Raw genomic sequence first — 24,559 nt, 5'->3', positions numbered from 1 at the left:
AGCCGACCTTCGTATACCTCCAGAAACCGGACACACTAGCGACTATCCGTCTCTCCACCGTGCGGCGTCCTTGGACGGCGGCAGTCCGAACTGACGAGCGTATTCGCGGCTGAACTGATTGGGGCTTGCATACCCGACGCCGAAGGCGATGGAGGTGGCGTTGCCCTCGCCGGCGATGAGCAGCGAGCGCGCGTGGAGCAGGCGCACGTGTTTCTGGTACTGCAGCGGGCTGAGCGCCGTCACCGCTTTGAAGTGGCGATGGAACGCCGAAACGCTGAGAGCGGCCATCTCGGCCAGGGCCTCGATCCGCAGCGGTCTGGCGAAGTTCTCGCGAATCCAGCGGATGGCGATACCGACGCGGGAGAGCGCCGTGTCGGGCATGGCGATGTCGCGTAGCATCCAGCCCAGCGGCCCCTGCAACACCCGGAAGAGAATTTCCCGCTCATAGGCCGGCCCCAGGGCGGTGATCTCACCCGGTCGTTCCATCAGCCGCAGCATCCGCACCCACGCATCGAGCAGGTCCGCCGTCACCGGCGCCACCGAGAAACCAGGGCTATACAACTGACCTCCGGCAGGTTTGGGCAGGTCGGCCAGCAGGTTGGCGACGTTGGCCGGCTCCAGGGTCAGCGCGACGGCCAGGTATGGCTCGCCCGTCTCTGCTGCATGCACCGACCCCACCGCCGGCAGGCCCACCGACATCACGAAATAGGTCGCCGGGTCGTAGCGGAAGGTGCGATCGCCGACGGTCATGGTCTTGAAGCCCGTCAGGATCAGGTTGATCATCGGCTCGTAGACGGTCGACATCCGGTGCTCCGGGATTTCGCCCTGGACCATGATGACGCGCGGGATGCCCGTGTCGGTGGGCCGGCTCTCGGCTCGCGACGCCAGGGCTCTGAGTTCCTGCAACTGGGTTTCCATGTCCCTGGTTCTCACACGGCGTGCGAGCCCACTCAATGATGGAGCAGGAATAGGCAAACTTCGGGGAGGATCGTGAGCGCGCCTCCGAACGGCTCGGCCTACCTCTTTGGTCATTCGCTCAACGGGGCGATCAACGGGGAACCGAGACATGAGCATCGTCATCATCACCGGCGGCAGCCGAGGCCTGGGCGCCAGCGCTGCCTTTCAATGCGCCAAGCGCGGCATGGGCGTCATCCTGACCTACAACAGCAACCCCGCCGCCGCGGCCAAGGTGGTCGCCGAGATCGAGGCGGCAGGCGGCAAAGCCGTCGCCCTGCCTCTCGACGTCAGTGATACCGCCGGCTTCGCCGGCTTCCGGGCCGCCGTGGCCGAGGCGCTGGACAAGACCTGGGGACGCAACGAATTCGACGCCCTGGTCAACAACGCCGGCTACGGACTCTACGCTCCGATCGCTTCGGTGACCGAAGAGGACTTCGACGGCCTGTTCCGGGTCCACCTGAAGGGTCCGTTCTTCCTGACCCAAGCCCTGCTGCCGCTGATGACCCACGGCGGTCACATCGTCAATGTGACCAGCGCCACCACCCGCGTCGCCTTCTCCGGCGTAGCCCCCTACGCGGCATTCAAGGGCGGCCTGGAGGTGCTAACCCGCTACATGGCCAAGGAGTTCGGCGAGCGCCAGGTCCGCGCCAACGCCATCGCGCCAGGCCCCATCCGCACCGACCTGGGCGGTGGCCTGGACGACGCGTTCGAGGCTATGCTGGCCGGTCAGACGGCCTTGGGCCGCGTGGGCGAGCCGGACGACGTCGGCTGTTTGATCGCTGGCCTGCTCTCGGAAGACAACCGCTGGGTCAACGCCCAGACCATCGAAGTCTCCGGCGGCTACGTCATCTGAGGAGCTCCGATATGCTGGACCAAATCCGCAATACGACCGATGCGCTCATTGCCGCGCTCAACGCTTTCGATGTCGAGGCCGCGCTCGCCCTGTTCACCCGGGAGACGATCATCGACGACCCTTCGACGGGTCACAGGTTCGACGGTCATGACGGCATCCGCGACTACGTCGAACGCTATTTCGCGGGCTATCACACCGTGACCGCATTGCTTTCCCACGAGCCTCTAGGCGAACACCGGGCTCGGGCGCGCGTAGATTTCACGGGCGACTTCGGCCACGAGATCGGTCGCCTGGACATTACCGTGAACGACGCGGGCTTGATCGTCCGCATCGACGCCGATCTCGAATAACCCCTTTTCAGTTCGGAGCTTCCATGTTGCTCGACCATATCGAATTCCGCGTCGCGAACGCGTCCAAAAGCCTGCGCTTCTATCAGGCGGCGCTGAGACCGCTCGGCATTGAGTTGGTGATCAGCGTCCCGCCGGAGCGAACCGCTTCCGGCGGACACCGTCACGGCCTGGGACGCGATGGGTACCCGTCGATCTGGTTCCACGACGGCGAAACGCCGATCGCCCCCCTCCACATCGCCTTGGCGGTGGAGGACCGGGTCCTTGTGGATAGTTTCTTTGCAGCGGCCCTCGCAGCAGGCGCCCGGGACAACGGCGCGCCTGGCGTCCGGACGCGCTACCACGACGCCTATTATGCCGCTTATGTCCTGGACCCGGACGGCAACAACATTGAGGTGGTTTGCCAAAGCAAGTCCTAGGCGAGAGCGCGCCAGGAGAACATCATGCTCGACCACGTCTTCATTACCGTCGGCGACATCGAACGCTCGATCGCCTTCTATGAGCAGGCCCTGGCCCCGCTGGGGATCGCCCACGTCGTCGACTATGAAGGCAAGGACGGCCCAGAAGGCCATCCCGACCTCAAGGGGTTCGGGCGCGGCGGCCGGGTGTTCTTCTGGCTGCGTGCCGGCCAGGCCGACGCCCGGGCCACCCATGTCGGCTTCGTCGCCGATGGCCAGGCGGAGGTCGACGCCTTCTACGCGGCGGCCATCGCCGCCGGGGCGGGCGACAATGGCCCGCCCGGCGCGCGGCTCTATTACGACCCGCGCTATTACGCCGCCGGGGTCGTCGATCCCGACGGCTACACCCTCGAGGCCGTCTACAAGAGCTGGCAGCACCCGGCGCGCTAAGCCTCGCCTTTCCTCCCCACAATCGACTTTGCAAGGACACCCCATGAGCGGGCGACTGCTGATCTATGGCGCGACCGGCTATACCGGCCAGATGGTGGCGCAGGCGGCCAAGGACGCCGGCCTCGACATCGTGTTGGCCGGCCGCGGCGCTGGTAAACTGGCCAAGCTGGCCCTCAAGCTCGACGCGCCCTCTCGCGCCTTCGCCGTCGATGACGCGCCCGCCCTGCACGAGGCGCTCGGAGACTGCGCTGCGGTGCTCAACTGCGCGGGCCCGTTCGCGGCGACCGCCAGGCCGATCATCGAAGCGTGCCTCGCCACCGGCGCGCACTACTTGGACATCACCGCCGAGTTCAACGTCTACGCCCTGGCGGAGGCTTTGTCGGACGCCGCCACGAAGGCCGGCGCGATGCTGCTGCCGGGCGTCGGCTGGGACGTCGTGCCCAGCGACGCCCTGGCCGTCCGCACCGTCGCTCAAGTGGGCGATCCCCAGCGCCTTCGTATCGCCTTGCAGGTGGCCGGCTCGATGTCACGCGGCTCGGCCATCAGCGCCGGCGAGATCGTCGCCGTCGGGCTGCTGGTGCGCCAGGACGGCAAGATCGTCGCCAAGCCGGACGCCGCGAGCGCGGAATTCAACTTCGGTGAAGGCTATGTCGAATGCTTTCCGCTGTCGTTCGGCGACCTGGTGACGGCCTGGCGCTCAACCAGCGTTCCCAATATCGAAATGTTCGTCCACGTGACCGGGGCGGCGTTTCCGCAAGGCGACCTCTCAAGCCTTCCCGACGGACCGAGCGCCCAGGAGCGGGACGAGAACCGGGCCCGGGTTGTCGTCGAGGTCTTGGGCGCGGACGGGTCGCTGGCCAGCGCGATGATCGAGACCGTCAACGGCTATTCCTACACGCCGCTCGCCGCCGCCCAGGCCGCGTTGCGGGTCCTAGGCGGTGAATATCGCGCCGGCTTCCAGACGCCAGCGACGGTGTTTGGACCCGACTTCGCCGCGTCCATTCCCGGCACGCGGATCATCGACCTCTAGTCGGAGCAGACCCTCATGGACGCCATCGAGGTCACGACCTTCAAACTCACGTCCGGCCTGACGATCGACGATTTCGTCGCCGCCAATGCCGACGTGGACGCCTGGCTGCTCAAGCAGCCGGGCTTCATCTCCCGGCGCATCGTCCAGCGTGGCGACGGCGTGGTGATCGACCTGCTGATCTGGGCCAGGGTCCGGGACGGCGAGACCGCCGCGGCCCGGCTGATGGACGGGCTGGCGGCCTCTCCGGTCCATGCAGCCATCGACCGGTCCAAGGCGTCGTTCACGGTGTCGGCCGTGCAGCACCGCCTGTTGCCTTCAACAACCCAGACATAACTGGGCAACGTGCGCCAATTGCTGACGTTGGCGCACGTCCCGACACACGACGTTCAGCGGCCCGTGCGCAGGGACGAGATCGACCGTCAATAGACCTCAAATCCGGCGCGCCGTAACTGAACCAGCATGCTTTCCGAGCCGACGAGGTGATAGAGGCCAACAACGACCAGCGTCGGCTTCGGCGCGTTCAACATCGCCTCGAAGTGCGGAACCCAGGCGCGATTCCGTTCGACCGTGAGCTTGGCGTAAAGCTCCGGATAATCGCGACGTTCGTGATCTACAAAATCCGCCGCCGCCGTCTGTCGGCCCGCGAGCCATTCTGTCGATATGCGTTCGGACCTGCGAGAGCCGCATCCGTAAGGTTCTCTGGTTGCTGTAGGGCGCATCGGTTCGAACACCGGAGGGGCTAAGCCCTCGCGACGGTCACCTTTGCGTTCTCGCGCCCGGTCTCGTTCTGATCCGGATGTGGGCCCTCGCGCGACACGGACCCACTCACGCAGTGGCCCTCATTCTCTGGATGACGAGATTTGCGCGAGCTGTCTCCGAACGAGATCGATGGCCTCGATCAACTCGACTAGGTTTGGCGCCTCTCCCAAGAGGTGGTGATCTGAAGTTGGCGCGGGCGATCCAGTCGCAATTACCGGCGCGATGAAGCGATAGCCTCTACCGACGACCGTGGCGATGAACCGCGGCGAGCAAGGATCGTCCTCCAAGGCTCGTCGCAGGCCAGCCACATTCACCTTGAGATTGGTCTCTTCGACGTAGGTGTTGGGCCAGACCTGCGCGATCAGCCAGCGCTTGTCCACCAGTTCGCCAGGTCTCTCGACCAGAGCCGTCAGGATGTCGAGCGCGCGCCCGCCAATTTTGATAGGCGCCTCTTTCTTCAGCAGCAATTGCTGTTCCGGCCTTAGAAGGAATTGGCCAAACGCAAAGCAGCGCTGACCAGGCGCAGCTTGGCCAAAACTGGACGCATGCTCTTGTGAATAAGTCGTCCCAAGAAGCGGTTCGGCAGCGGCGGCAGTCGGCATTTCGACACTCCTCCAAGCTTGGCGCATAGGCCTTACCAGTCGGCGTCCGGCCAATCCCTGGAGCGCATCGGCAGTGTCGTCCTATCCGACGGCGGCAGAATAAGCTTCAGCTCAACCCTCGGTCCATGGCCCCAAACCGGGGACACCAAAATACCCGTTTCAGTGACAACACCCCTAGCGCACCAGATCGTGCGGACAGGCCAAGGCGTTTCTCGTCGATCAAACCGTCGATGGCGCAGCTAAAGCTCGATAATGCCTCGCTTGGCGGCCACGGTGACGGCGTGTGTTCGGTCCGCGACCCCAAGCTTGGCGAAGATGCGCTTGAGATGCGCCTTCACCGTGTCCTCCGATATGCCTAGTCTCCGGGCGATCTGCTTGTTCGGATTGCCGGCGGCCACGAGAGCCAAAATCTCAATCTCGCGCTCGGTCGGGGCTTCGCCGATCGCGTGCACCGCTATTTGCGCCGCGACCTCTGGGGGAATATGGCGTCCGCCGCTATGCACGGAGCGGATCGCCTCGATCAGATCCGTTCGCATCGCGCTCTTGAGCAAGTAGCCGCTTGCGCCCGCCTTAAGCGCTCGCAACGCTTTCGCATCTCCGAAATAGGTCGTGAGCACCAGGATACGGACCTTCGGATGCTTTCTGCTGATCGTCTGGATCGCCTCGACGCCATCAATGCCTGGCATCTGGAGATCCATCAGCACGACGTCTGGATTGGCTTGATCGATCGCGGCGATCGCAGCAGCGCCGTCGCCAACTTCAGCCGCCACGATCATATCGGGCTGCCGCTTGATCGACCCCACGACCCCATCACGCAGCATTGGGTGATCGTCGACGATCATCACACGGATGGGATTGGCGGTCATCGAATTGTCCATCGCCGCGCTCCCTCGAACCTACGCCGCCAGGCCAGCCAGATTGGACGCGATTTATCGGCATAGGCAATGTCAGCCCCAACCCTCACTTCGACCCGCGTGCCGCGAATGGCCTCCGGGGTGATCGTCAGTTGTCCGCCGATCTTCGCCGCTCGTTCGCGCATGCCGACCAGGCCAAAGTGACCAGTAACGCCGCCCTGCGTGACGATCACCGGCGCGATGCCTACGCCATCGTCGATGATCCGTAGAGTCAATGTCTTGGCGCCGAATATGATCGCGATCGTGACACTATGCGCGCGCGCATGGCGGGCAATATTGAACAGCGCCTCGTCGGTTATCCGCAGCACCTCGTCGGCGACCGCCGGATAGACGTCTCGTTGTGAGCCCTCGATGATCACACAGGTCTCTATCTTCTCGGGCCGCAGCAGCCGTTCGGCGGTTCGCCCGACAAGCTCGGCCAGACCGCGCGTCTCGCTCCATTGCCGCAACTCGTGAATGCGGTCGCGCCCTTCCACCACGACGGCGTCCGCGCTGTCCAAAGCGTCCAGCATGTCGCGGTGCGCCGGCTGAATCGTGACCATGTCCTGCGCGATGTTGCTGAAGCGCATGATCAGACCCTGCACGCTCTGCAGCAGCGTATCATGCAGCTCACGGGCGATGCGCTCGCGCTCGTCCAGCCGCTCGTTCATCCGCGCCCGGATACGCTCGGCGACGGCGCGTAGCCGCATCGAATAGCCGAGCCACAGCAGCCCCAAGGTCAGGGTTGCGCAGAGGAGGTAGAACGGCCAGCTTTGGAAGAAGGTCGGCGGGATCTCGAACTCGAGTGTCGCGCCCCCCCTGTTCCATACGTTGTCATCGTTAGCCGCGATGAGGCGGAACCTGTAGCTGCCGGGCCTTAGCCCCGTATAGAAGGCTTGTCGCCGCGGGCCTGGGTCGACCCAGCCATCATCGACGCCCTCCAGCTGATAGCGGAACCGCACGCGCGAGGGCACAGATAGGCTTGTGGCGGTATATTCGATCTGAAGGTTGGATGTACCCTTAGGCAGCTGAATGGGCGTAGCGCCGGAACTGTAGACGCGACCGCTGGAAACCAAGGATTTGATGATCACAGGCGGAGGGCGCGAATTGAAGGAAAGCCCCTTGGGGTCGATCCAGGCGACGCCAAGCCTGGTCACGAACCACAGACGCCCGTCGGAGGCCTCCATCGCGGTCTGCGAGCGAGAGTCCTGCTGCGCCACGCCCGGCATGCCATCGTCGCCATCGAACACGCGGGCCTTCGCTAAACGACCGGTGTGCGCGAATGCATCGTTCAAGTCGGCGCGCTCAATCTTGACCACGCCAGATACGGTGTTGAGCCAGACGTCGCCGTTGGAGGTTTCGACGATGCCAGCGGTCCGGCTCAAAAACGGATTTAGGTCCGACTTTAGGGTGACGAAGCGTTGGCCATCGAACCGAGCCAACCCGAAGTCCCCGCCCGCGTAGACGTTCCGTCCCCGGACCGCCATGACCACGACCGTTCCCAGCCCAAGATCGCTACCCGCCGAGAATATCCGACGGGTTGGTCCATCGACCATCTCGATACGGTCGCCTAGCGAAATCCAAACGCGACCGGCCGCGTCGCGGAGAATCTGCATCGGCAGGACGCCTGGGGTAGCAAGGCGTGGTTCGGGCGACCATCCACGCCCCTCCCGACAAAAGGCGCCCTCCACGGAAGAGACGCAGATCCGGCCCGCCGCTTCCTCGACGAGAGCAAATGACCTGTTTTGCGCCCATGGCAGAGGTACATCCCGCACCGCGGCGCCGGATAGAATGCCCAGCGTTCGGTCCGTGCCGATCCAAGTGCGAGACAGCGCGTCCGTGTGCAGTATCAAGGGGCGCCGCGAAAGCCTCGCCAGCTTCCGGGCGACGCGCCCCGGCCCTGCCCTAAAGAGGGCGTCGCTTGATGTTATATACATCGACCCGGCGGGACCCGGCGCAATCCGAAAACCACTCCGCGAAGCCGTAGGCAGGCCGGTGGCCACCACCGCGCTCGTCTCGCGAAACTGGTCGAGGCCAAGATTCGTCCCCACCCAAATGTTGCCTTCGCGATCCTCCAGGATTGGATTGGCGAGGTTGGACGTAAGGCCGTGCTCCAACCCGAACCGCTCTCCGGCGCCTACGACGCCGGGCGCGCCGCCTCCAAAGCCGAGGCCGCCGAGGCCGCCGAGGCGGAAGACGCCGCCACTCCCATAAGTTCCCCAGAGACCGCCGTGGCGATCGAACAGGATGCTCTCCGCGCGCGGATTGGCCGTTGTCGGCGGCGCGATCCATGTCGGCGCGGCTGGGGCGGATGACGCGGCGATGCGCTGAAGCCCTGGGCGGGCGCCGGTGGTCAGCCATATCGCTCCATCCGGCGACTGCTTCAGCTTTGGTCTGTCCGAAGCCGAGGCGGCGACGCGCGAAAAGCGATTGGCGCCCGGCCGCAGCACCTGGAGTTCATCGCCGGCCGCTATCCAGACCGATCCGTCGGCCGCTCCAAGAACGCTGGTCGTCGCGCCCGCGGCTACCCCGCGGGATGGACCGAAAATCTCCCATCTTCCCTGGCTGAAGCGCGCGACCCCGCCCCTGCCATCCCCCCCTAGCGCCGCCCAGACGCCGCCCGCGCGATCCTCGGCGAGCTCCAGCACAGGGACTGGCGGGAGGCCCAGGTTGAAGGTGGTCAGGTGGCCCGCGCGCAGTCGCGCTAGGGCGCCGGATGCAAAGCCAATCCAAAGGTCACCAGAGCGAGCGGCGAGCAGCGAATTGACGTTGAGCGTTGGAAGGCTCTCACCTTTGACTGGCTGGAACTTCTCGAAACTCGCGCCGTCAAACCGGTAGAGCCCGCCGCCCGTGCCTAGCCAAAGGTAGCCGTCGCTGGACTGGGCGAGCGCCCAGATCTCAGGCGGAGCTCCGTCTCTGGAAGTCCAGGCGGTATGCCGCAGTTGCTGAAGGCTACGCTGCGAATCCTCCGCGCGCGTTTCGCACGAGCTCGCCAGGAGCGACGCCAAAATCCCCAGCAGAAGGCGCTTCCCAGCGAGCGACATACCTCCATCTTTTCATTCAAAGTGCGCGCGATGTCACGATGGAGAACGAGGGAAGCTGACGACGCAGGGGAAGCCTGTTCGTTCCGGCAGCTCCCCCCGAGGCGGCGGGCCGCAGCGTCCCTAGAAGCGCCTGGAAATCGAAAGCTCGAACCGGCGGCCTCGCGGGTCTCCATACGAGCTATAGCCCATGCCCTGGTCCACCTCGTAGATGATGCCGTTGATGACGTCCAAGCCTGTCATGTCGAACGGAATCACCACCCGAGGCGGACGTTGACCGAGCAGGTTCCTGACGCCCAGCCGGATTGATGGCCAGGCCGAGCCAGGCTCCGCCACGCGTCCCAGGGAGACATCGATGAAGGTTTGAGAGGCGATCTTGTCGGCGCCTTGATATCGGCGTGCGATTTCACTGCGGATAGCATTATCGCCGTCGATGTCAGGATAGCTCGTTCGGTAGTCGCTATAGAATTGGGCGTTCAGGCTCGTCATCCACGCGCCTCTTCTGAAGTCAACGCCCCCGTTGGCGCGAAAGGGAAGCGGGCCCTCCAGACGACCGATCGTCTGATACGGCTTGCTGTAGGCCCAGGCCCGCTGCGTGCTATTCATAAGCCAGGTCGCGTGAACGTAGAGATGAACGCCTCCAAGAGGCGTTTCTTGCTGGTGATCGAGGTTCACATCGAGAATGTCGGTGCGCGACGAGCCCAAATTCTTCGGAGACAGATCCACCAGCACGAGTGGGCCGGCTGTGTAGCCCTTGGCGCTGTCCTCCGCGGTTAGTGGACCACGCTGTATCAGGCCGGGAAATTGATCCTCGAGGCTAAAGAGCCTGTTGTAGTAGGCATAGGGTATTTCTCCGATCACATCGGTCTTTTCGGTTCGCGAATAGTCCATTGACACGCGCAGACCAGGAAGTCGGGCCGGCTTCAGGACGAAGCCCGTCGAGAGGGTCTTGGCGCGTTCGGGACCGAGCGGCGAACCGCCCTCGCGAACCAGGTACCTGGGCAGACGCTCTCCAGGTCGCTTCGGGTCCTGGGTTCTTCCCGAGAAGATCGCATCTCTCACCGGACCATCCGCGCCCTGACGGAACTGATCCGCATTGGGCGGCAGGTAGCCCGTCGAATAGCTGGCGCGCACCATGAGGTCTTCAAGGGGAAAGACCTTGAAACCCGCCGTAAAGGTGCTCGTGTCCTGCGTCCGGCGCAGCGTGGGCGGCGCGCTCTGCGAGGCCAGGGTCGGGATCGTCAGGTCGAAATAGTCGGTGCGACCAGCCAATTGAAGCTCCAGGCCGCTTACGAGCCCAAAGCGACCATCCAGGGGAAAGATTGGCGCTCGGAGTTCGGCGTATCCGGAATAGACCCGCTCGATCTGGTCGCTCAAGGTGCCATAGAAGTTGGTGGGGGTGGCCTGGCGCCGCGCCTCGAGGAGCAGGCTTAAGGTGGTGGCCCCGGCGGCGGTCCGGAACACCGGGCCGGCCAGCCGCAGGTTAGCATCCACCATGCTGTTCTCTTTGACGTCGATCGAGGGAGGTAGTGGCTTGTAGCTGGCCAGGGCCGCCTCGAGCGCGTTCGCCCCTTCGAAGAGATTGACCTTGGTCACCGAGAGGAAGCTTTCCGGCGTGGCGGGATTGAAGGCTACGGTCCGAACGCGCGATCGCGCGGCGGTCAAGTCCAGGTCCGTGCTCCATCCGCGTCCGATATGGGCAATTGCGCCCACGGTGGCGCGGAAGGTCTGATTTTCCGTACTCGAGGTCCCCGCGAACCCCGGGGTGGGGAAAGCGACATAGATGGTTTGGGCGAAGGGATTGCCATTGGCGCCCTGCGCGACGGCGACCCGGTCCTGCGACGAGAACCAAGGAACGGAAGTCACGCCCTTGTTCGCCAGATAGAGGACATCAACAAACCCTTCGAGCCGGGAGGTGAAATCGTGATGGACGCTTAGAAGGGCCGCGGTCGTCTTGGTTCGCGGCAGCATGCTCTTGAGGGCGCCGCTCCCGTCGGGAGGGATCGTCCTGTCGTATTTCCCCGCATTGGCGATTAGGGCCTCGCGCCCGCCTGCGCCCAGACCGGTCGACAGCGGCAGGAACGTGATGTCGGACGTCAAGGTCGGGCCGTTGACGAACGCAAGATTGGCGAAGAAAGGGGTGATGTTGATGTTCGCAGCGACCGGTTGCAGTCCGTCCAGAGCGGAGTGAATGAAAGACCGCTGGCCTATCCTCAGGCCCTGGTCTTGGGCATGGTCGAGATTGACCGTCACGCGGGTCGCACCCGACGCCGACGCGCCGCCCCACCGCGCGTTGAGCCGCCAGCGGCCGCTGTCGCCGTGATCGCTGAGCCCGATCGTCGAGGTCAGGTCGAGGCCCTCGAACCGGCGCTTGAGCACGACATTGACCACCCCGCCGATGGCGCCGGGGCCGTAGATGCCGCCAGCGCTGGAGGTGAGCACCTCGATGCGTTCGATCATTTCGGGCGCGATGGCGTTCAGGTCCGCTTGTAGAAATGCGCCAAGATTTGGAACGCTTGGCAATCGGCGGCCGTCGACCAGGACAAGGGTCTGGCTTTCGCCAAAGCCGCCAAGGTCGATCGTGGAGCGAGAAGAGCCAAAATTCAGCGTCGGCGTCTGAGACTGCGCGACAGCCTGGGTGTTATCGGTCAAGCGCGAGCGCATGAAGTCTTCGATCGTCGCCGCCTGGGCGTTGGCGACATCATCTCCCGTCGTCACCTGGTAGGGCTGGATATCGTCTCGACTGCGGGGAATGTCCGCGTTCAGACTTCTGCGGGCGATGACCAGAAGTTCGGGCACCGTGGTGGGCGCCTCCCCTCTCCCGTCCTTGGACAACGGCGCCGCGACGTCCTGATGGGAGTCGACAATGGCGTAACCGCCGTGTGGAAGCCGCCGAAAGACAAGGCCTGAACCACGAAGCAGCCGTCGCAGCCCGTTTTCAGCGTCGAAGCGCCGCGCAAGGCCTGGGCTAAGGCGTCCGTCGGCGATCTTTGGGTCGAAGGCGAGAGCGATATCGGCCTGGTGGGAGAAGCGGATCAGCGCTTGGTCAAGCGGACCGGGCGGAATGACGAAGTCGACTTGCCGCCCACACCACGCGGGCGAAGGTATCAAAGCCAGTGACGCCAAGAAAAAGCTGGCGATCGTCCGCGCGATCGCCTCTCGAGCAAGGGGGCGGCCGCCGCTGTCGCCAAGACCGGTCGCCGCGACAAGAGCGGATATCCAACGCCACCGCTCCCCCAAAGCGACCTCCGTCGTGAGGCGCCTCCCGGTTGGGCCAGCGCCGAGCTGCAGGAACCGCTCCCAGCGAGCCCGCAAATGAAGTTGTGTCCCGACAGGCGGATGCCTAGCCTAAGGCCGCCCAACGTCCCCACCCGTGACGTTACTTCAAGCCAACCTTTGAAAACATCCCGTTCGCTCAGCCCAGCCAAACGCTTTACCTCTTTTTACCACCAAGACTTGGATCCTCCCGCCTAAGGTCTGGGCTGAGCGGATCCGCAAGCGCGCCCTTCCTGACCTCGATAGCCGTGGTCCAAGGGCCTGAAGGCCATCGGCGACCACCGTGACGACAACGACTTTCGCGCCATGGCCGCTGTCCGGTTCGGCGTCGACGCGATCGGCGAGATCCTCAATCGCCCACGACGAGCGCGACCTTCGCAACCCCAGACGCCAAGGCCGACGCTTGACCTCGTTTAACCGCGGGTTCCGGACAGAACCCGGTAAGCCATGGGTGTCGCCACCGATGGGAACCGGCCATGAGCTCCAGTCGAAACGCTTCGCCAACCTTTTCACATCGACTGGCGCGGAGGGCGGCGCTGAGACGCGCGGCCGGTTGTCTGGCCGGCTGTGTGTTGCTGACCTTGACCCCCGGGCGCTCAGCCCGCGCCGCGGACCATGACGACCAGGCCTGGGTCAACCTCTCGCTGATCACGCCGCTTGCGCCCCGATCCGAGTTGAAGGTCGACGGCTTCACGCAGCTTACCGGGACCTCATCGCCCGCGCGCGAGCTGGTTCGGATCGTGGCGCGGACCAGGCTCGGCGACCAGATGATGCTCGGCGGCGGCTACGTTTGGACCCACGTGGACTCGGGCGGATCCGACTTCACCGAGCATCGCGCCGTGGAGCAGCTCGATTTTCAGCAGCCGCTCAAATGGCGCGGCGGCGCTGTCACCTCGCGGACGCAACTCGAGGAGCGCTATCGCGGCGGCCAGCGCGGGATGTCCTTGCGGCTTCGGCAACTGACCCGCCTTGATGCGCCGATCGGCAAGGCCGGCGTCGGCGTCGTGTTGTGGAACGAGTACTTCCACGAACTGCGCGATACGCGGTGGGCCGGCGGCGCCGGGCCGGGGCTGATGCTGAATTTCGTCGGCGTGCATGTGCCCTTCGCGCGCGGCGTTGCGATCGAACCCGGCTACCTTAGGCAGACAACCTTCCAGCCCGGCCCCAATCCTGAGATCAACGCCGCGGCCATCTGGATCACCGTCAGGCGCTGAGGCCATCTGACAAAGGCCTAAAGCCGGCGCTGATCGTTGTCTCGAACCGGCGGTCAAAAGGCCCCCAAATGGCCCTCCGCCATCGCCGGTCGCGGCCGCACGGAGACCCGCAGCGGCGTCGGCGCCCGACATCCAAAGCCGACACCGCCCCCAGTCCTGACGCGTCGCGAGGCATAGTGAGATCGCGTGCGATTGACCCGGATTGGGGCGCGACCTTTCAAAAGATACAGCGATTCAAATCACTTAACCTCTCTTTACCGCCGAGCCGAAAGCCCCGCGCCTACGATCTGGCCGAGAGCCTCTTCTCTCGACCATGGAGCGTCATCATGACCAAGCACGTGTTGTTCATCGTCACGAATGCCCCGGTGATCGGGCCACACAATCGCAAGACCGGCTTCTTTTTCGCCGAGGTCGCCCACCCGTTCGGCGTCCTGGACACGGCCGGCGTGGCCATTGAGTTCGCCTCGCCCATGGGCGGCTGGACCCCCTACGACGCCTATGACGAGGCCGATCCCGCCCAGAAGGCGTTCTTCGAGAGCAAGGCCTTTCGCCGTCTCAACCGCAGCCGCAAGCTTTCCGAGGTGGACGCCGCCGACTACGACGCGATCCTGATCCCCGGCGGCCTGGGCCCGATGGTGGACATCCAGCGCAACGCCCACGTCAAGAAGGCCGTGGTGCGCGCCTGGACCACCGGCAAGATCGTCAGCGCCGTCTGCCACGGCCCGTGCGGCCTGCTGGGCGTCGATCTGGGCGACGGAGCGCCGTTCGTGCGCGGCAAGAAGGTCACCGGCTTTTCGACGAAGGAAGAATTCGACTACGCCCGCGAGGACGTCCCTTATGAACTGGAGGAAGCCCTGAGGGCGGAAGGCGCCGACTATTCGTCGGCGGACAACTGGCAGCCCCATGTCGTCGTCGACGGTCGCCTGATCACCGGCCAAAATCCGAACTCGGCCGAGCCGCTCGGCAAGGCGCTGCTCGCCGCGCTCGGCGGCTAGGTCGCCTCTCGAACACGCCGGCGCGCCCCGCCCTGCAACGGGCCGGGGCGCTCCAGCCGATGCCGTCACAGCGTCGGTGCTCCAATGGCCTTCGCGCGCGCCAACGCGCCGCTGGTAAGGCCTAGTTGGGCGTCACGCGGATAAGCCCGCCGGCGCTCTCGTCCTCCAGCAGCCAAAGCGCGCCGTCGGGCGCGATCTCGACATCGCGGATCCGGCGCCCCACCTCCCATCGCTCGGCCGCCGTCGCGCCGGCGCCGTCTATGACGATCCGGTTGAGGGACTTGCTGATTAGGCCCCCGGTGAAAGCCGATCCCCGCCACTGCGGGAACATCGCGCCGCGATAGAAGACGAGGTTTCCCGGCGCGATGACCGGCGTCCAGTAAAGCACGGGCTTCTGAAGGTCTGGGCGCGTGTCCGGGCTCGGGATCGGTACGCCATTGTAGTTGACAGCGTAGGACACCAGCGGCCAGCCGTAGTTTTTGCCTGGCTCGATCAGGTTGAGCTCGTCCCCGCCCTTGGGCCCATGCTCGATCTCCCACAGCCGCCCATCGGGGGCGAAGGCCAGGCCGTAGGGCGTGCGGTGCCCGACGCTCCAGGTTTCGGCCGGCGAGAGGTTGGGGCCCGCGAACGTGTAGGTGCGGATCACCGGCGCGGTCCTGGCCTTCTCGGTGTCCTCGGGCGGGTCGATGATCGGAACGCTGGCCGCGCCGGTCTTTCCCGCCATCGGGTTGCCGGGGGCCGGGGCGCCATCCAGCGTCAGGCGCAGGATTTTGCCCAGCGGCTGGTTGGGATCCTGGGCCGGCGTCATGCGCTGGCGCTCGCCGACGGTGAGGTAGAGCAGCCGACCGTCCGGCGAAAAGGCGACCTGAGCCCCGAACTGGCCGCCCTGGCCGCCCGCGCCGTCGCGCCAGATGACTTTGAGGTCTTCGAGGCTCGCCCGCCCCTGACCAAGCTCAAGCCTTGCTCGGGCCAGGGCGAGGCTCGAGCCGCCCTCTCCGGGCGCGGAATAGGTGAGGTAGACGCTATGGTCGGTCGCATAGCGAGGCGATAGGAAAACCCCCAGCAGTCCGCCCTGGCCGTCGGCGACCACCGGCGGCGGGTTGGCGACCACCGTCTTCTCGCCTGTCTGTGTGACCAGCCACAGCGCGCCCGGCTTTTCGGTGACGAGCATCCTGCCGTCCGGCAGAAACGCGATGCGCCAAGGCTTGTTGAAGGTTGCGACCTGGGTAAGCTTGAAGGGCAGGCTGGCCTCAGGCGCCTTGGCGCCGACATTTGTCTGGGCTTGGGCGGCGCTCGAGAGCACGGCCGACAGCACCGCTAGGGTCGCAAGCTTCATCATCAGTCTCCTCTGGACCACGGCCGTCTCGACCAGAACGCTTCAGCGCCGCGATGGCTTCGGGGCGTAGACTGGCGCGCTCGGCCCCTAGGGTCGCCGGCTATCGAACCTTGCGGTCGAGGAAGTCGCGGATCAGCGGGGCCATTTCTGACAAGCGGTCTTCCAGCGCAAAATGGCCGCTGTCGAGGAGATGCACCTCGGCCTTGGGCAGATCGCGCAGATAGGCTTGGGCGCCAGCCTCGGCGAAGACCTTGTCGTTCTTGCCCCAGACGATCAAGGTCGGGGGCTGACGATCCCGGAAGAACTTCTGGAAGGCCGGATAGAGCGGCACGTTGCTGGCGTGGTCCTTGAGGAGGTCCAGCTGGATGTCGCGGTTGCCGGGACGGTCGAGCGCGGCCTGATCAACCACCCAATTGTCCGGGCTGATGCGCGAAACATCGCCCATGCCGTCGGTATACAGGAACTTGGTGTTCTCCGGCGTCACCAGGAAGCCGAGCGCGTCTCGCTTGGCCTGAGAGCCGTCGGCCCAATAGGCCTTGATCGGCGCCCAGGCCTCCTTGAGCCCCTCGTCGTAGGCGTTGCCGTTCTGGACGATCAGGCCGCTGATCCGCTCAGGGTGCTTCAGCGCCAAGCGATAGCCGATCGGGGCGCCGTAATCCATGACGTAGATCGCGTAGCGCCGCGCGCCGAGCTTGGCGGCCAACGCGTCCACGATGTCGGTCTCATGGGCGAAGGTGTAGGCGAACTGCGTATGGTCCGGCGCATCGCTTTGCCCAAAGCCCGGATAGTCCGGGGCGATGACGTGATACTTGTCGGCGAGCAGCGGGATGAGGTTACGGAACATGTGTGACGAGGACGGAAAGCCGTGCAGCAGCAGCACGACCGGGCCGTCGGCAGGGCCCGCCTCACGGTAGAACACCTTCACACCGTCGATGGTGGCGGTGCGATAGTGGACCACGGGAACCGAAATGGTCGAGGCGGGGGGCGCGGCGCGCGACGCGGCCGGCGAAGCCAGGAGGCTGGCGGCGAACGCGGCGGCGAGGATCGATCGGATCATGAGGGTGTCCTTGTGCGTTGGGCGCGCCACGAGGTCGTGGCGGCGGGTTGGAGAAGCGCGCCGGCGATCGGTCGGCCCCGCGCGGCGGTGGTGGGCTCCGGGCGCCCGGCCGTCGGGCGTGGGCGTGGGATCGCGTGCGGGGGTCGACGCCCCCGCGCCAGGATCCCGGTGATCAGCACTCCGGCCCTGGCCAAGGCGGTTCCCTTCGAAGCGGATGTTTCGCCAAATCAAGCCGATGTCCGGGGTCGTCTCACCGAGCGAAAAACGACAGGGGAACACAGGCCGGGATGCCTGCGATGACTTCGAGCTCGAAGCCGCCCCATGTCCGGAACCTTAGGATCATTCCCCAAGGTACGGCGGTTAAATCCGGTCTATTCGCGTGGGGCGCTAGCCTGGACTACGCGCGCTCAGCGCCTCGACGGCGGCCTGGGCGACGGCGACATCCTCCTCGACCGTCCCCGCGCTGGCCCCGACCGCGCCGATGACGGCGCCTTCGGAGACCACCGTCAGTCCGCCGCCGAAGGTGACGACCTTGCCGCCGTTACTCAGGCCGATGCCGAACAGCGGATGGCCCGGGGCCGCCAGCTCACCGATCAGGCTCGTGGGCTTGTCGAAGAGGCGCGCGGTCGTAGCCTTGCTGATCGCCAAGTCGATGCAGCCGATCAAGGCCTGATCCTGGCGAACGAAGGCGATGAGACTCCCGCCCGCATCGACTATGGCGATGTTGTAGGGCAGCCCCAGGGCCTGGGCCTTGGCTTCCCCCGCGGCCAGCATGAGCTTGGCGTCCGACAAGGTCAGGCTCTCCAGACGTCTGGGCATGGGATCTCGCCTCCGTCGATCTCTTCGCCCACGCTACGGCGGCCAAGGATGTTGGGCGGGTTAAAACCGGCAAATTGCCGTGAAGGCGCCAAGTCGGCCGGCGGCGGGCCAACTTGCGCCATGACTTTCGGGTCGATGACCCGCGGATGCTCGGCGGCGTTTAACCAAAATTTACCGTGCGAAAGGCCCAAGGCGCGACGCTCTCGAGCTTGACCGGCGTGGCCAGCCTTAGTCGCCTTGACCCTCCTGGGCTTCGTCCGCTTTCGGCGGCGGTGATCAAGGTTGGCGAGGTCCGTTTGAGCACGCGGCGGGCCCGCGAGGCAGCGCCGCCGACCTTATTGGGCCAACGCCGCAGGCGCTCAGCTGGGCATGCCCTCGAATTGGGGAAGATCCAAGGGCTTCACCCAGGGCAGCCGCCGCTTGACGAACATTTCGAGCTTTGGCGCGATGCCGGTCGGGTCATCGAGGCTGCCGAGCTGGACGAAGGTCAGGCCAGGAAAGCTCGTCAGGTTGCTCGTGTAGAGCCGAGCCGCGCAGGTCGGGCAAAAGTTGCGGTCCAGCTTGCCGCCGGAGTCGGCGACATAGCCGAAAGCCCGCGTCTCGCCGCCGGTCAGGGTGAAATCGTCGTTGGGAACGCCGAACCAGACGGCGGCCTCGCCGCCCGAGGCTTTCTTGCAGTCGAGACAATGGCAGACGGCGATGAAGTCCGGATCTGTGTCGAACTCGAACGTCACCGATCCGCAGGCGCATCGCGCCGTGTGCTTCTTGGTCATCCCATCGCCTCCATCGCCTTTCCGCTCGAAGGCCTTTCCGCCCTCAGGTCCCGCCTATGATGTCCCAAAGTCTCGCGCCGCAGCGTTATAAGGCGTAAAATTAAGTGAACGCTGGACCTCGCCGGATCAGGCGAGGCCTGGAAGCGGCGCGGCCGGATCCACAAGGCCCGCCGCGCGCAGCTCCAGCCAGAACGGGTCAGGCACGGCCTCCTCCAGCGCCGCGCGGTCCTCGGCGATGCGGCCAGGATGGCTTGCGCCAGGAATGACCGCCGCGACGGCTGGGTTGGCCAGGCAAAACTGCAGGCCGGCGGCCTTCATGCTGACCCCGTAGTCGTCGGCCAGCGCCTTGATCTGGGCGACCTTTTCCAGAATGGCCGGTGGCGCCGGCGCGTATTCGAAGTTCGGGCCGCCCACCAGGGCCCCGGAACTGTAGGGACCGCCGACGACAATACCCAGGCCCCGCTCGGCGCAGGTCGGCATGACGCGCTGCAGGGCAAGGCGATGATCCAACAGGCTATAGCGGCCGGCGAGCAGGAAGCCGTCCGGGCGATTGTGTTCCAACGCCAGGAGGATCTCGATCGGCTCGACGCGGTTGACGCCAAGACCCCAAGCCTTGATCACCCCCTCGTCGCGCAATCGATCCAGCACCTTGAACGCGCCCTGGCGGGCGCTTTCGAAATGGATCAGCCAATCGTCGCCGTAGAAATCCTGGGCGACGTCGTGCACCCAGACGACATCGATACGGTCGGTGCGGAGACGCTCGAGGCTGGCCTCGATCGAGCGCAAGGTGGCGTCGGCCGAGTAGTCATTCACAATCCGGTTTGGGCGGCCATATCTGAAGACATCGCCCTTCTCGCCGAGATTCCGGGCCCTGACGTCCTCGATCTCGTCGAGGACCAGCCGCCCGACCTTGGTGCTGATGACGTAGGCGTCGCGCGGCTTGCCCTCCAGGGCCTTGCCCAGCCGCAATTCGGCGAGCCCGGCCCCATAGAGCGGCGCGGTGTCGAAATAGCGGATTCCGTCGTCCCAGGCCGCGGTCACGGTGGCCAGCCCTTCGGCTTCGGGAATATCCCGGAACATGTTGCCGAGCGGAGCGGTGCCAAACCCCAGCCTGCTGGGCAGGATAAGGTCGAGCGACATGTTGGACAGGATGAGGTCGAGCGACATGATGGGGGTCCGTTGCGGCGTCCTTTGATACGCCACTATTGTCGGCGCTGGCTGATCGCGCTGGTTAAACGACGTCAAGAACCGTCAAGTCCGTCGCGCGACGTCGCGCGATCGTAAGCCGGCTCCGATCCCTGGTCCCCCTGAACGCGACGGGCAAGCACGCCTCGGCCTGGGCTTCACGCAATTTAACCGCGCTTAAGGCCGCCAAACGCGATCGCCCCAGATAAGCTCGATCGATCCTAAAAGGGAGACCGCCATGGGCGTGCAAGCCAAGACCATCGCCTTCCTCGTCGCCAAGCCAGGCCAGGAGGCGGCGCTGCAAAGCCTGTTGCGGGATCTGGCGGCGGCCAGTCGCTCAGAGCCTGGGAATGTCAGTTACGAGGTCTGGCGCGATCGCGACGAGCCGCGACGTTTCGTTCTGGATGAGCTCTACACCGGCGACGAGGCGATCACGGCCCATCGCGCCACCCCCCACTTCCAGGACTATCTCTCCCGCATCGGTGATCTGGCCGACCGTCAGGCTGTCGTCGCCCATCCGATCGACGTGGCCTGAACGCCGATGACGGCGCGCGTCAACACCGCTAGGCCCCGTGGGGGCGCGGGGGATCGCCGCGGCGCGCCGGCGCCGGAGGCAAGGGGCGCGACATGACCTTCTTTGAGAGCCTGGTGGCGTTGCTCGCGCTAGCGATCATCCTGCTACAGATCTCTCGCCGCGCCGCCGCGCCATATCCGGCGATGTTGGCCGCGGCCGGCGTCGGCCTTGCCCTGATCCCGGGCGCGCCCAGCATCAGGCTGGATCCGCATACCGCCTTAGCGCTGTTCATCGCGCCCGTCCTGGTCGACGCGGCCTTCGATTTTCCGCTGGACGCCATCCGCAGGTTCTGGCGGCCGCTCGTGGCGCTGGTCGTGATCGCCGTGCTCCTGACGACGGGCGCGGTGGCGATACTCGGCGTGGCGATGGCCGGACTGCCCGTCTATGCGGCCCTGGCGCTGGGCGCCATCGTCGCGCCGCCGGACGCGGCGGCCGCGACCGCGGTTCTCAGCCAAGTGCGCATGCCACGCCGGTCGGTGATGGTGCTGAAGGGCGAGAGCCTACTCAACGACGCCTCGGCGCTGCTGCTGTTCAGCGCGGCCACGGCGATCCACGCGCGCGGCGCGCTGGACCCGCCCCTGGTCCTCCAGATCGGCCTCGCCGCGCCAGGCGGCATCGTGCTGGGCATCGTCCTGGCCCACGTCTTCGGCTGGCTGACGCCTCATGTCACCGGGACCCTGGGCGGCAATCTACTGGAATTCGTCTCCAGCCTGGGCGTCTGGATCATCGCCGAGCGCCTGAAGCTTTCGCCCATCCTCTGTCTGGTCGCTTTCGGCATGGCCATCGCCCGCATGACCGAGGCGACCACCCCGCCCCGTGCGCGCATCCATAGCTTCGCGGTCTGGGACACGGCGGTTTTCCTGCTCAACGTCCTGGCCTTCCTGCTGATGGGTCTCCAGGCGCGCACCATCGTGACCGCTATGCCGCAAGCGCGACTGATCGAGGCTCTGCAGTTTTCCGCCTGCGTCGTCGCCTGCGTGATCGTTGTGCGCATGGCTTGGCTGCTGGTCTACAACCGGGTCGCGGCGCGCTTTCGGTTCGCCCGCGGCAATCTAGAGCCGGCCACCCTGCGTCAAGGGATCTTGATCGGCTGGTGTGGCATGCGGGGCCTGGTGACGTTGGCCACCGCCTTTGCCCTCCCCCGCGACTTTCCGCAGCGTGATCTCATCGTGCTCGCCGCCTTCGCGGTGGTTCTGGCCACCCTCGTCATCCAGGGCTTGAGCCTCGCGCCGCTAATCCGTCTGCTGCGGCTCGACGGCGAGACGGATCTAAAGGCCGAACTGGGCGCGACGCGGGCGGCGATGGCCGAGGCGGCGCTGGCGGACCTGGAGACCGCACGCGGTCCAGCCGCCAACTATTGGCGTTACGCCCTGCAGACCCGCCGTGTGACCGAGCCGTCCCTGGACGCGATCGGACCGCCGCCCAACCTGCCCTTCGAGACCTGGCGATGCATGGGCCTGGCCGCCATGCGTCGCCAGCGCGTGGCGCTGGAGGCGCTGCGTCGAAGCCATGCGATCGGACCGGACGCCTTCCTGATCCTTCAGGAGGAGCTGGACTTCACCGAAGTCGCCCTCGGCGACGACGCCCAGCGTCACATCGAGGAAGACTAGCCGCCGCCATGGCGGCTCAAGAAGTCGACCATGAGGCCGGCGATGGCGCGCGCATGGGTTTCCAGGGCGAAATGACCGGCTTCAAGCAGATGGACCTCGGCTTTGGGAAGGTCGCGGCGAAAGGCTCGCGCGCCTTCGGGCCGGAAAAACGGATCCTTGGCCCCCCAGACCGCCAGGAGCGGCGGCTGGCGATCCCGGAAATAGGCGTGGAAGCGCGGGTAGAGCGCGATATTGCTGGCATAATCGGCGATCAGGGCCAGCTGAATCTCGTCGTTGCCGGGGCGCGCCATCAGCGCCGCGTCCAGCCAGTAGGCCTCCGGAGCCAGCAGCGCGTCTTGCGGCGCGCCGTGCGTGTACTGCCACTGGGTCGTCTCCAGCGTCAGCATGCCGCGCATGACCTCGCGATGCGCCGATGAGGGATCGGCCCAGAAGGCGCGGGTCGGCCCCCAGCCTTCGCTCAGTCCCTCCTCATAGGCGTTGCCGTTCTGCGAGACGATGGCGCTGATCGCCTCTGGCCGCTCCAGGGCCAGGCGCAGCCCCACCGGGGCGCCGTAGTCGAAGATGTAGAGCGCATAGCGCTTGAGACCCAGGGCGTCCACGAAAGCGCCCAGGGTCCGGCTAAGGCCGGCGAAGGTGTAGTCGAAGTTCAGCGGCGCGGTCGTGAAGCCAAAACCAGGAAGGTCGGGCGCGACCAGGTGGTATCGGTCGGCCAGTCGCGGCATGAGATCGCGGAACTGGTGCGAGGAGGACGGAAAACCGTGCAGCAGGAGGATCGTGGGTCGCCTGGGATCGCCGGCTTCGCGATAGAAGACCGACACACCGTCGACCTCGGCGCGGCGAAGGGTGATCTCGTAACGGACAGAATCGCGGGTCATCAGGGCCTCGAGGTCGCTGGAGATCCAGGCAGCGTGCGGCGGCGGCGGCGCGCGTGACAGTAAAGCCGCGTCAAACCGCGTGAAGTCGCCTTACGCCTCGAAGAGGCCGCGATAGCGACGCGGCTCGGCGCGCTGGTATTGCGCCGGCGGCGCCACCTTGGCGCCCAGTTCGGCGGCCGCGCGCCAGGGCCAGCGCGGGTCGAACAGCATGGCTCTGGCCAAGGCCACCAGGTCGGCGTCGCCGGTCGAGACGATGGCCTCGGCCTGCTGGGGTTCGGTGATCAATCCGACCGCCACCACCGGGATGTCGACCGCGGCCTTGACCGCCCGGGCGAAGGGGACCTGATAGTTGGGTCCCACCGCGATCGCCTGGCGCGCGTCCAGGCCGCCGCTCGAGACGTGGATGGCGTCGCAGCCGCGCGCTTCGAGGGCCTGGGCGAAGGCCAGGGTCTGATCGAGATTCCAGCCGCCGTCGATCCAGTCGGTGGCGGAGACGCGCATCGACACCGGTCGCTCGGCCGGAAAGATCGCCCGCACCCTGTCGAAGACCTCCAGCGGAAACCGCATGCGATTTGCCAGCGAACCGCCATAGGCGTCGGTCCGCTGGTTCGACAGCGGCGACAGGAACTGATGCAGGAGATAGCCGTGGGCGGCATGGAGCTGGACGCCGTCCAGTCCGACGCGCGCGGCGCGCGCCGCGGCAGCGGCGAAGGCGTCGGCGACCCGCCGCAATTCCTGGCCGTCCATCGCGGCCGGCACGGTCACCCCCGCCGCGGCGCCTAGCGGCGACGGCGCCACGGTTTGCCAACCGTGGGGGTGATGCGGCGGCAACTGCTGGCCGCCGAGCCAGGGCTTTTCGCTCGAGGCCTTGCGGCCGGCATGGGAGAGCTGGATGAGCACGGGCATGTCGGACCAGCGGCGACCCCCCTCAAGGGTGCGGGCCAACGCCGCCTCGGTCTCGTCGTCCCAAAGGCCAGCGTCGGCGTAGCTGATCCGGCCTTCGGGCAGGACCGCGGTGGCTTCTATGGTCAGCAGCGCGGCCCCCGACATCGCCAGATGGCCCAGATGGATCAGATGCCAGTCGGTCATGCAGCCGTCCCGCGCCGAATACTGGCACATCGGCGCGATGATGATGCGGTTCCTCAGGGCGAGCCTGCGGATCTCAAGCGGTTGAAACAGCGCCGGGCCGGTCATGGTGTTCTACTCACCGATCGATGTTGGAGATGGTTCAACCTTGAAGACGGTCATCTTTTCCGCGCCATGGCCATGGTGAAGGCAATGCCCACTAATCGGACGCCCGGCGAACGGCATCCACACGGTGCAGAACGTAGCGCTACGTCGAGCATCGCCGCCGAGATGCGCCCTCCCCCAAAGCCTAGCCAGTCAATTGGCGTGAATCCTCGTGCGGGCCAGTCTGTCGCGAACCGTTGGCGGCCGCGGTTAAATTTGGTGAATCCGCAGGCTGCGCCATCGCATGGCCCCGCGACTTGCGGTAGAGCCGCCGCCGTCGTCGCT

Annotated in this window: 23 protein-coding genes; 10 read left to right on the top strand and 13 right to left on the bottom strand. The window is 65.8% G+C overall.

Going from position 1 to position 24,559, the window contains the following annotated elements; all coding sequences use genetic code 11:
- Nucleotides 1-42 precede the first annotated feature (42 nt).
- Nucleotides 43-906 (bottom strand): AraC family transcriptional regulator, encoded by an 864-nt coding sequence (locus tag EIK80_RS14050; RefSeq protein WP_233586625.1) that lies wholly within the window; start codon nt 904-906, stop codon nt 43-45.
- Between the two features lie 160 nt (nt 907-1,066).
- Between EIK80_RS14050 and EIK80_RS14045 the strand changes: the two genes are divergently transcribed.
- The 6 genes from EIK80_RS14045 to EIK80_RS14020 are packed head-to-tail and all read left to right on the top strand — an operon-like array spanning nt 1,067 to nt 4,368.
- On the top strand, nt 1,067-1,810 hold the full coding sequence (locus tag EIK80_RS14045) for an SDR family NAD(P)-dependent oxidoreductase (protein WP_125157623.1): 744 nt from the start codon (nt 1,067-1,069) through the stop codon (nt 1,808-1,810).
- 11 nt (nt 1,811-1,821) lie between these two features.
- A complete protein-coding gene (locus EIK80_RS14040; protein ID WP_125157622.1) occupies nt 1,822-2,160 on the top strand; it encodes a nuclear transport factor 2 family protein in 339 nt (112 codons plus the stop codon).
- 23 nt (nt 2,161-2,183) lie between these two features.
- Nucleotides 2,184-2,576, top strand: coding sequence for a VOC family protein (locus tag EIK80_RS14035; RefSeq protein ID WP_125157621.1), 393 nt, complete (start codon nt 2,184-2,186; stop codon nt 2,574-2,576).
- Between the two features lie 24 nt (nt 2,577-2,600).
- Nucleotides 2,601-3,005, top strand: coding sequence for a VOC family protein (locus tag EIK80_RS14030; RefSeq protein ID WP_125157620.1), 405 nt, complete (start codon nt 2,601-2,603; stop codon nt 3,003-3,005).
- 43 nt (nt 3,006-3,048) lie between these two features.
- Nucleotides 3,049-4,035 carry a trans-acting enoyl reductase family protein gene (locus EIK80_RS14025; protein WP_125157619.1) on the top strand — a complete coding sequence of 329 codons (987 nt, stop codon included), beginning with the start codon at nt 3,049-3,051 and terminating at the stop codon, nt 4,033-4,035.
- A 15-nt stretch (nt 4,036-4,050) separates the two neighbouring features.
- Nucleotides 4,051-4,368, top strand: coding sequence for a hypothetical protein (locus tag EIK80_RS14020; protein ID WP_125157618.1), 318 nt, complete (start codon nt 4,051-4,053; stop codon nt 4,366-4,368).
- A gap of 86 nt (nt 4,369-4,454) precedes the next feature.
- Here EIK80_RS14020 and EIK80_RS14015 read toward each other — a convergent pair whose 3' ends face one another.
- The 5 genes from EIK80_RS14015 to EIK80_RS13995 all read right to left on the bottom strand — a co-directional run bounded on the left by EIK80_RS14015 (nt 4,455) and on the right by EIK80_RS13995 (nt 12,570).
- On the bottom strand, nt 4,455-4,766 hold the full coding sequence (locus EIK80_RS14015; protein WP_125157617.1) for a TraB/GumN family protein: 312 nt from the start codon (nt 4,764-4,766) through the stop codon (nt 4,455-4,457).
- Nucleotides 4,767-4,874: 108 nt separating this feature from the next.
- The gene (locus EIK80_RS14010; RefSeq protein WP_125157616.1) at nt 4,875-5,396 is read right to left on the bottom strand and encodes a transcriptional regulator; all 522 of its coding nucleotides are present in this window, start codon (nt 5,394-5,396) and stop codon (nt 4,875-4,877) included.
- Nucleotides 5,397-5,635: 239 nt separating this feature from the next.
- The gene (locus EIK80_RS14005; RefSeq protein ID WP_125157615.1) at nt 5,636-6,274 is read right to left on the bottom strand and encodes a response regulator transcription factor; all 639 of its coding nucleotides are present in this window, start codon (nt 6,272-6,274) and stop codon (nt 5,636-5,638) included.
- Nucleotides 6,259-9,333, bottom strand: coding sequence for a two-component regulator propeller domain-containing protein (locus EIK80_RS14000; RefSeq protein ID WP_125157614.1), 3,075 nt, complete (start codon nt 9,331-9,333; stop codon nt 6,259-6,261). The genes EIK80_RS14005 and EIK80_RS14000 overlap by 16 nt, the downstream gene beginning before the upstream one ends.
- Before the next feature lie 120 nt (nt 9,334-9,453).
- Nucleotides 9,454-12,570: a TonB-dependent receptor gene (locus EIK80_RS13995; protein WP_125157613.1), complete on the bottom strand. Its 3,117-nt coding sequence runs from the start codon at nt 12,568-12,570 to the stop codon at nt 9,454-9,456.
- Between the two features lie 608 nt (nt 12,571-13,178).
- Between EIK80_RS13995 and EIK80_RS13990 the strand changes: the two genes are divergently transcribed.
- Both EIK80_RS13990 and EIK80_RS13985 read left to right on the top strand, forming a co-directional pair.
- Nucleotides 13,179-13,820 (top strand): DUF2490 domain-containing protein, encoded by a 642-nt coding sequence (locus tag EIK80_RS13990; protein ID WP_158624686.1) that lies wholly within the window; start codon nt 13,179-13,181, stop codon nt 13,818-13,820.
- Between the two features lie 326 nt (nt 13,821-14,146).
- Nucleotides 14,147-14,815 carry a type 1 glutamine amidotransferase domain-containing protein gene (locus EIK80_RS13985; protein ID WP_125157611.1) on the top strand — a complete coding sequence of 223 codons (669 nt, stop codon included), beginning with the start codon at nt 14,147-14,149 and terminating at the stop codon, nt 14,813-14,815.
- Nucleotides 14,816-14,936: 121 nt separating this feature from the next.
- Here the strand turns inward: EIK80_RS13985 and EIK80_RS13980 are convergent, their stop codons facing one another.
- The 5 genes from EIK80_RS13980 to EIK80_RS13960 all read right to left on the bottom strand — a co-directional run bounded on the left by EIK80_RS13980 (nt 14,937) and on the right by EIK80_RS13960 (nt 19,967).
- Entirely contained in the window at nt 14,937-16,151 is a 1,215-nt protein-coding gene (locus EIK80_RS13980; protein WP_199743476.1) for a PQQ-dependent sugar dehydrogenase, read from the bottom strand.
- Between the two features lie 100 nt (nt 16,152-16,251).
- Complete coding sequence (locus tag EIK80_RS13975; protein WP_125157609.1) at nt 16,252-17,208, bottom strand: alpha/beta fold hydrolase; 957 nt, start codon at nt 17,206-17,208, stop codon at nt 16,252-16,254.
- 387 nt (nt 17,209-17,595) lie between these two features.
- A complete protein-coding gene (locus tag EIK80_RS13970; RefSeq protein ID WP_125157608.1) occupies nt 17,596-18,027 on the bottom strand; it encodes a heme-binding protein in 432 nt (143 codons plus the stop codon).
- A 359-nt stretch (nt 18,028-18,386) separates the two neighbouring features.
- Complete coding sequence (locus EIK80_RS13965; RefSeq protein ID WP_125157607.1) at nt 18,387-18,800, bottom strand: GFA family protein; 414 nt, start codon at nt 18,798-18,800, stop codon at nt 18,387-18,389.
- 126 nt (nt 18,801-18,926) lie between these two features.
- Entirely contained in the window at nt 18,927-19,967 is a 1,041-nt protein-coding gene (locus EIK80_RS13960; protein WP_233586623.1) for an aldo/keto reductase, read from the bottom strand.
- A 256-nt stretch (nt 19,968-20,223) separates the two neighbouring features.
- Here EIK80_RS13960 and EIK80_RS13955 point away from each other — a divergent pair, with 256 nt between their 5' ends.
- A complete protein-coding gene (locus tag EIK80_RS13955) occupies nt 20,224-20,520 on the top strand; it encodes a putative quinol monooxygenase (protein ID WP_125157606.1) in 297 nt (98 codons plus the stop codon).
- Nucleotides 20,521-20,612: 92 nt separating this feature from the next.
- Entirely contained in the window at nt 20,613-22,169 is a 1,557-nt protein-coding gene (locus EIK80_RS13950; RefSeq protein ID WP_125157605.1) for a sodium:proton antiporter, read from the top strand.
- Here the strand turns inward: EIK80_RS13950 and EIK80_RS13945 are convergent.
- Both EIK80_RS13945 and EIK80_RS13940 read right to left on the bottom strand, forming a co-directional pair.
- Entirely contained in the window at nt 22,166-23,044 is an 879-nt protein-coding gene (locus tag EIK80_RS13945) for an alpha/beta fold hydrolase (RefSeq protein ID WP_125157604.1), read from the bottom strand. The genes EIK80_RS13950 and EIK80_RS13945 overlap by 4 nt on opposite strands.
- A gap of 90 nt (nt 23,045-23,134) precedes the next feature.
- Nucleotides 23,135-24,238 carry an NADH:flavin oxidoreductase/NADH oxidase gene (locus tag EIK80_RS13940; RefSeq protein ID WP_125157603.1) on the bottom strand — a complete coding sequence of 368 codons (1,104 nt, stop codon included), beginning with the start codon at nt 24,236-24,238 and terminating at the stop codon, nt 23,135-23,137.
- Nucleotides 24,239-24,559 lie beyond the last annotated feature (321 nt).

Source organism: Caulobacter sp. 602-1 (assembly GCF_003931565.1).
In the GTDB taxonomy this organism is placed as follows: domain Bacteria; phylum Pseudomonadota; class Alphaproteobacteria; order Caulobacterales; family Caulobacteraceae; genus Caulobacter.
Note: the sequence above shows the minus strand (reverse complement) of the source record. Positions and strands in the feature narration are given on the sequence as shown.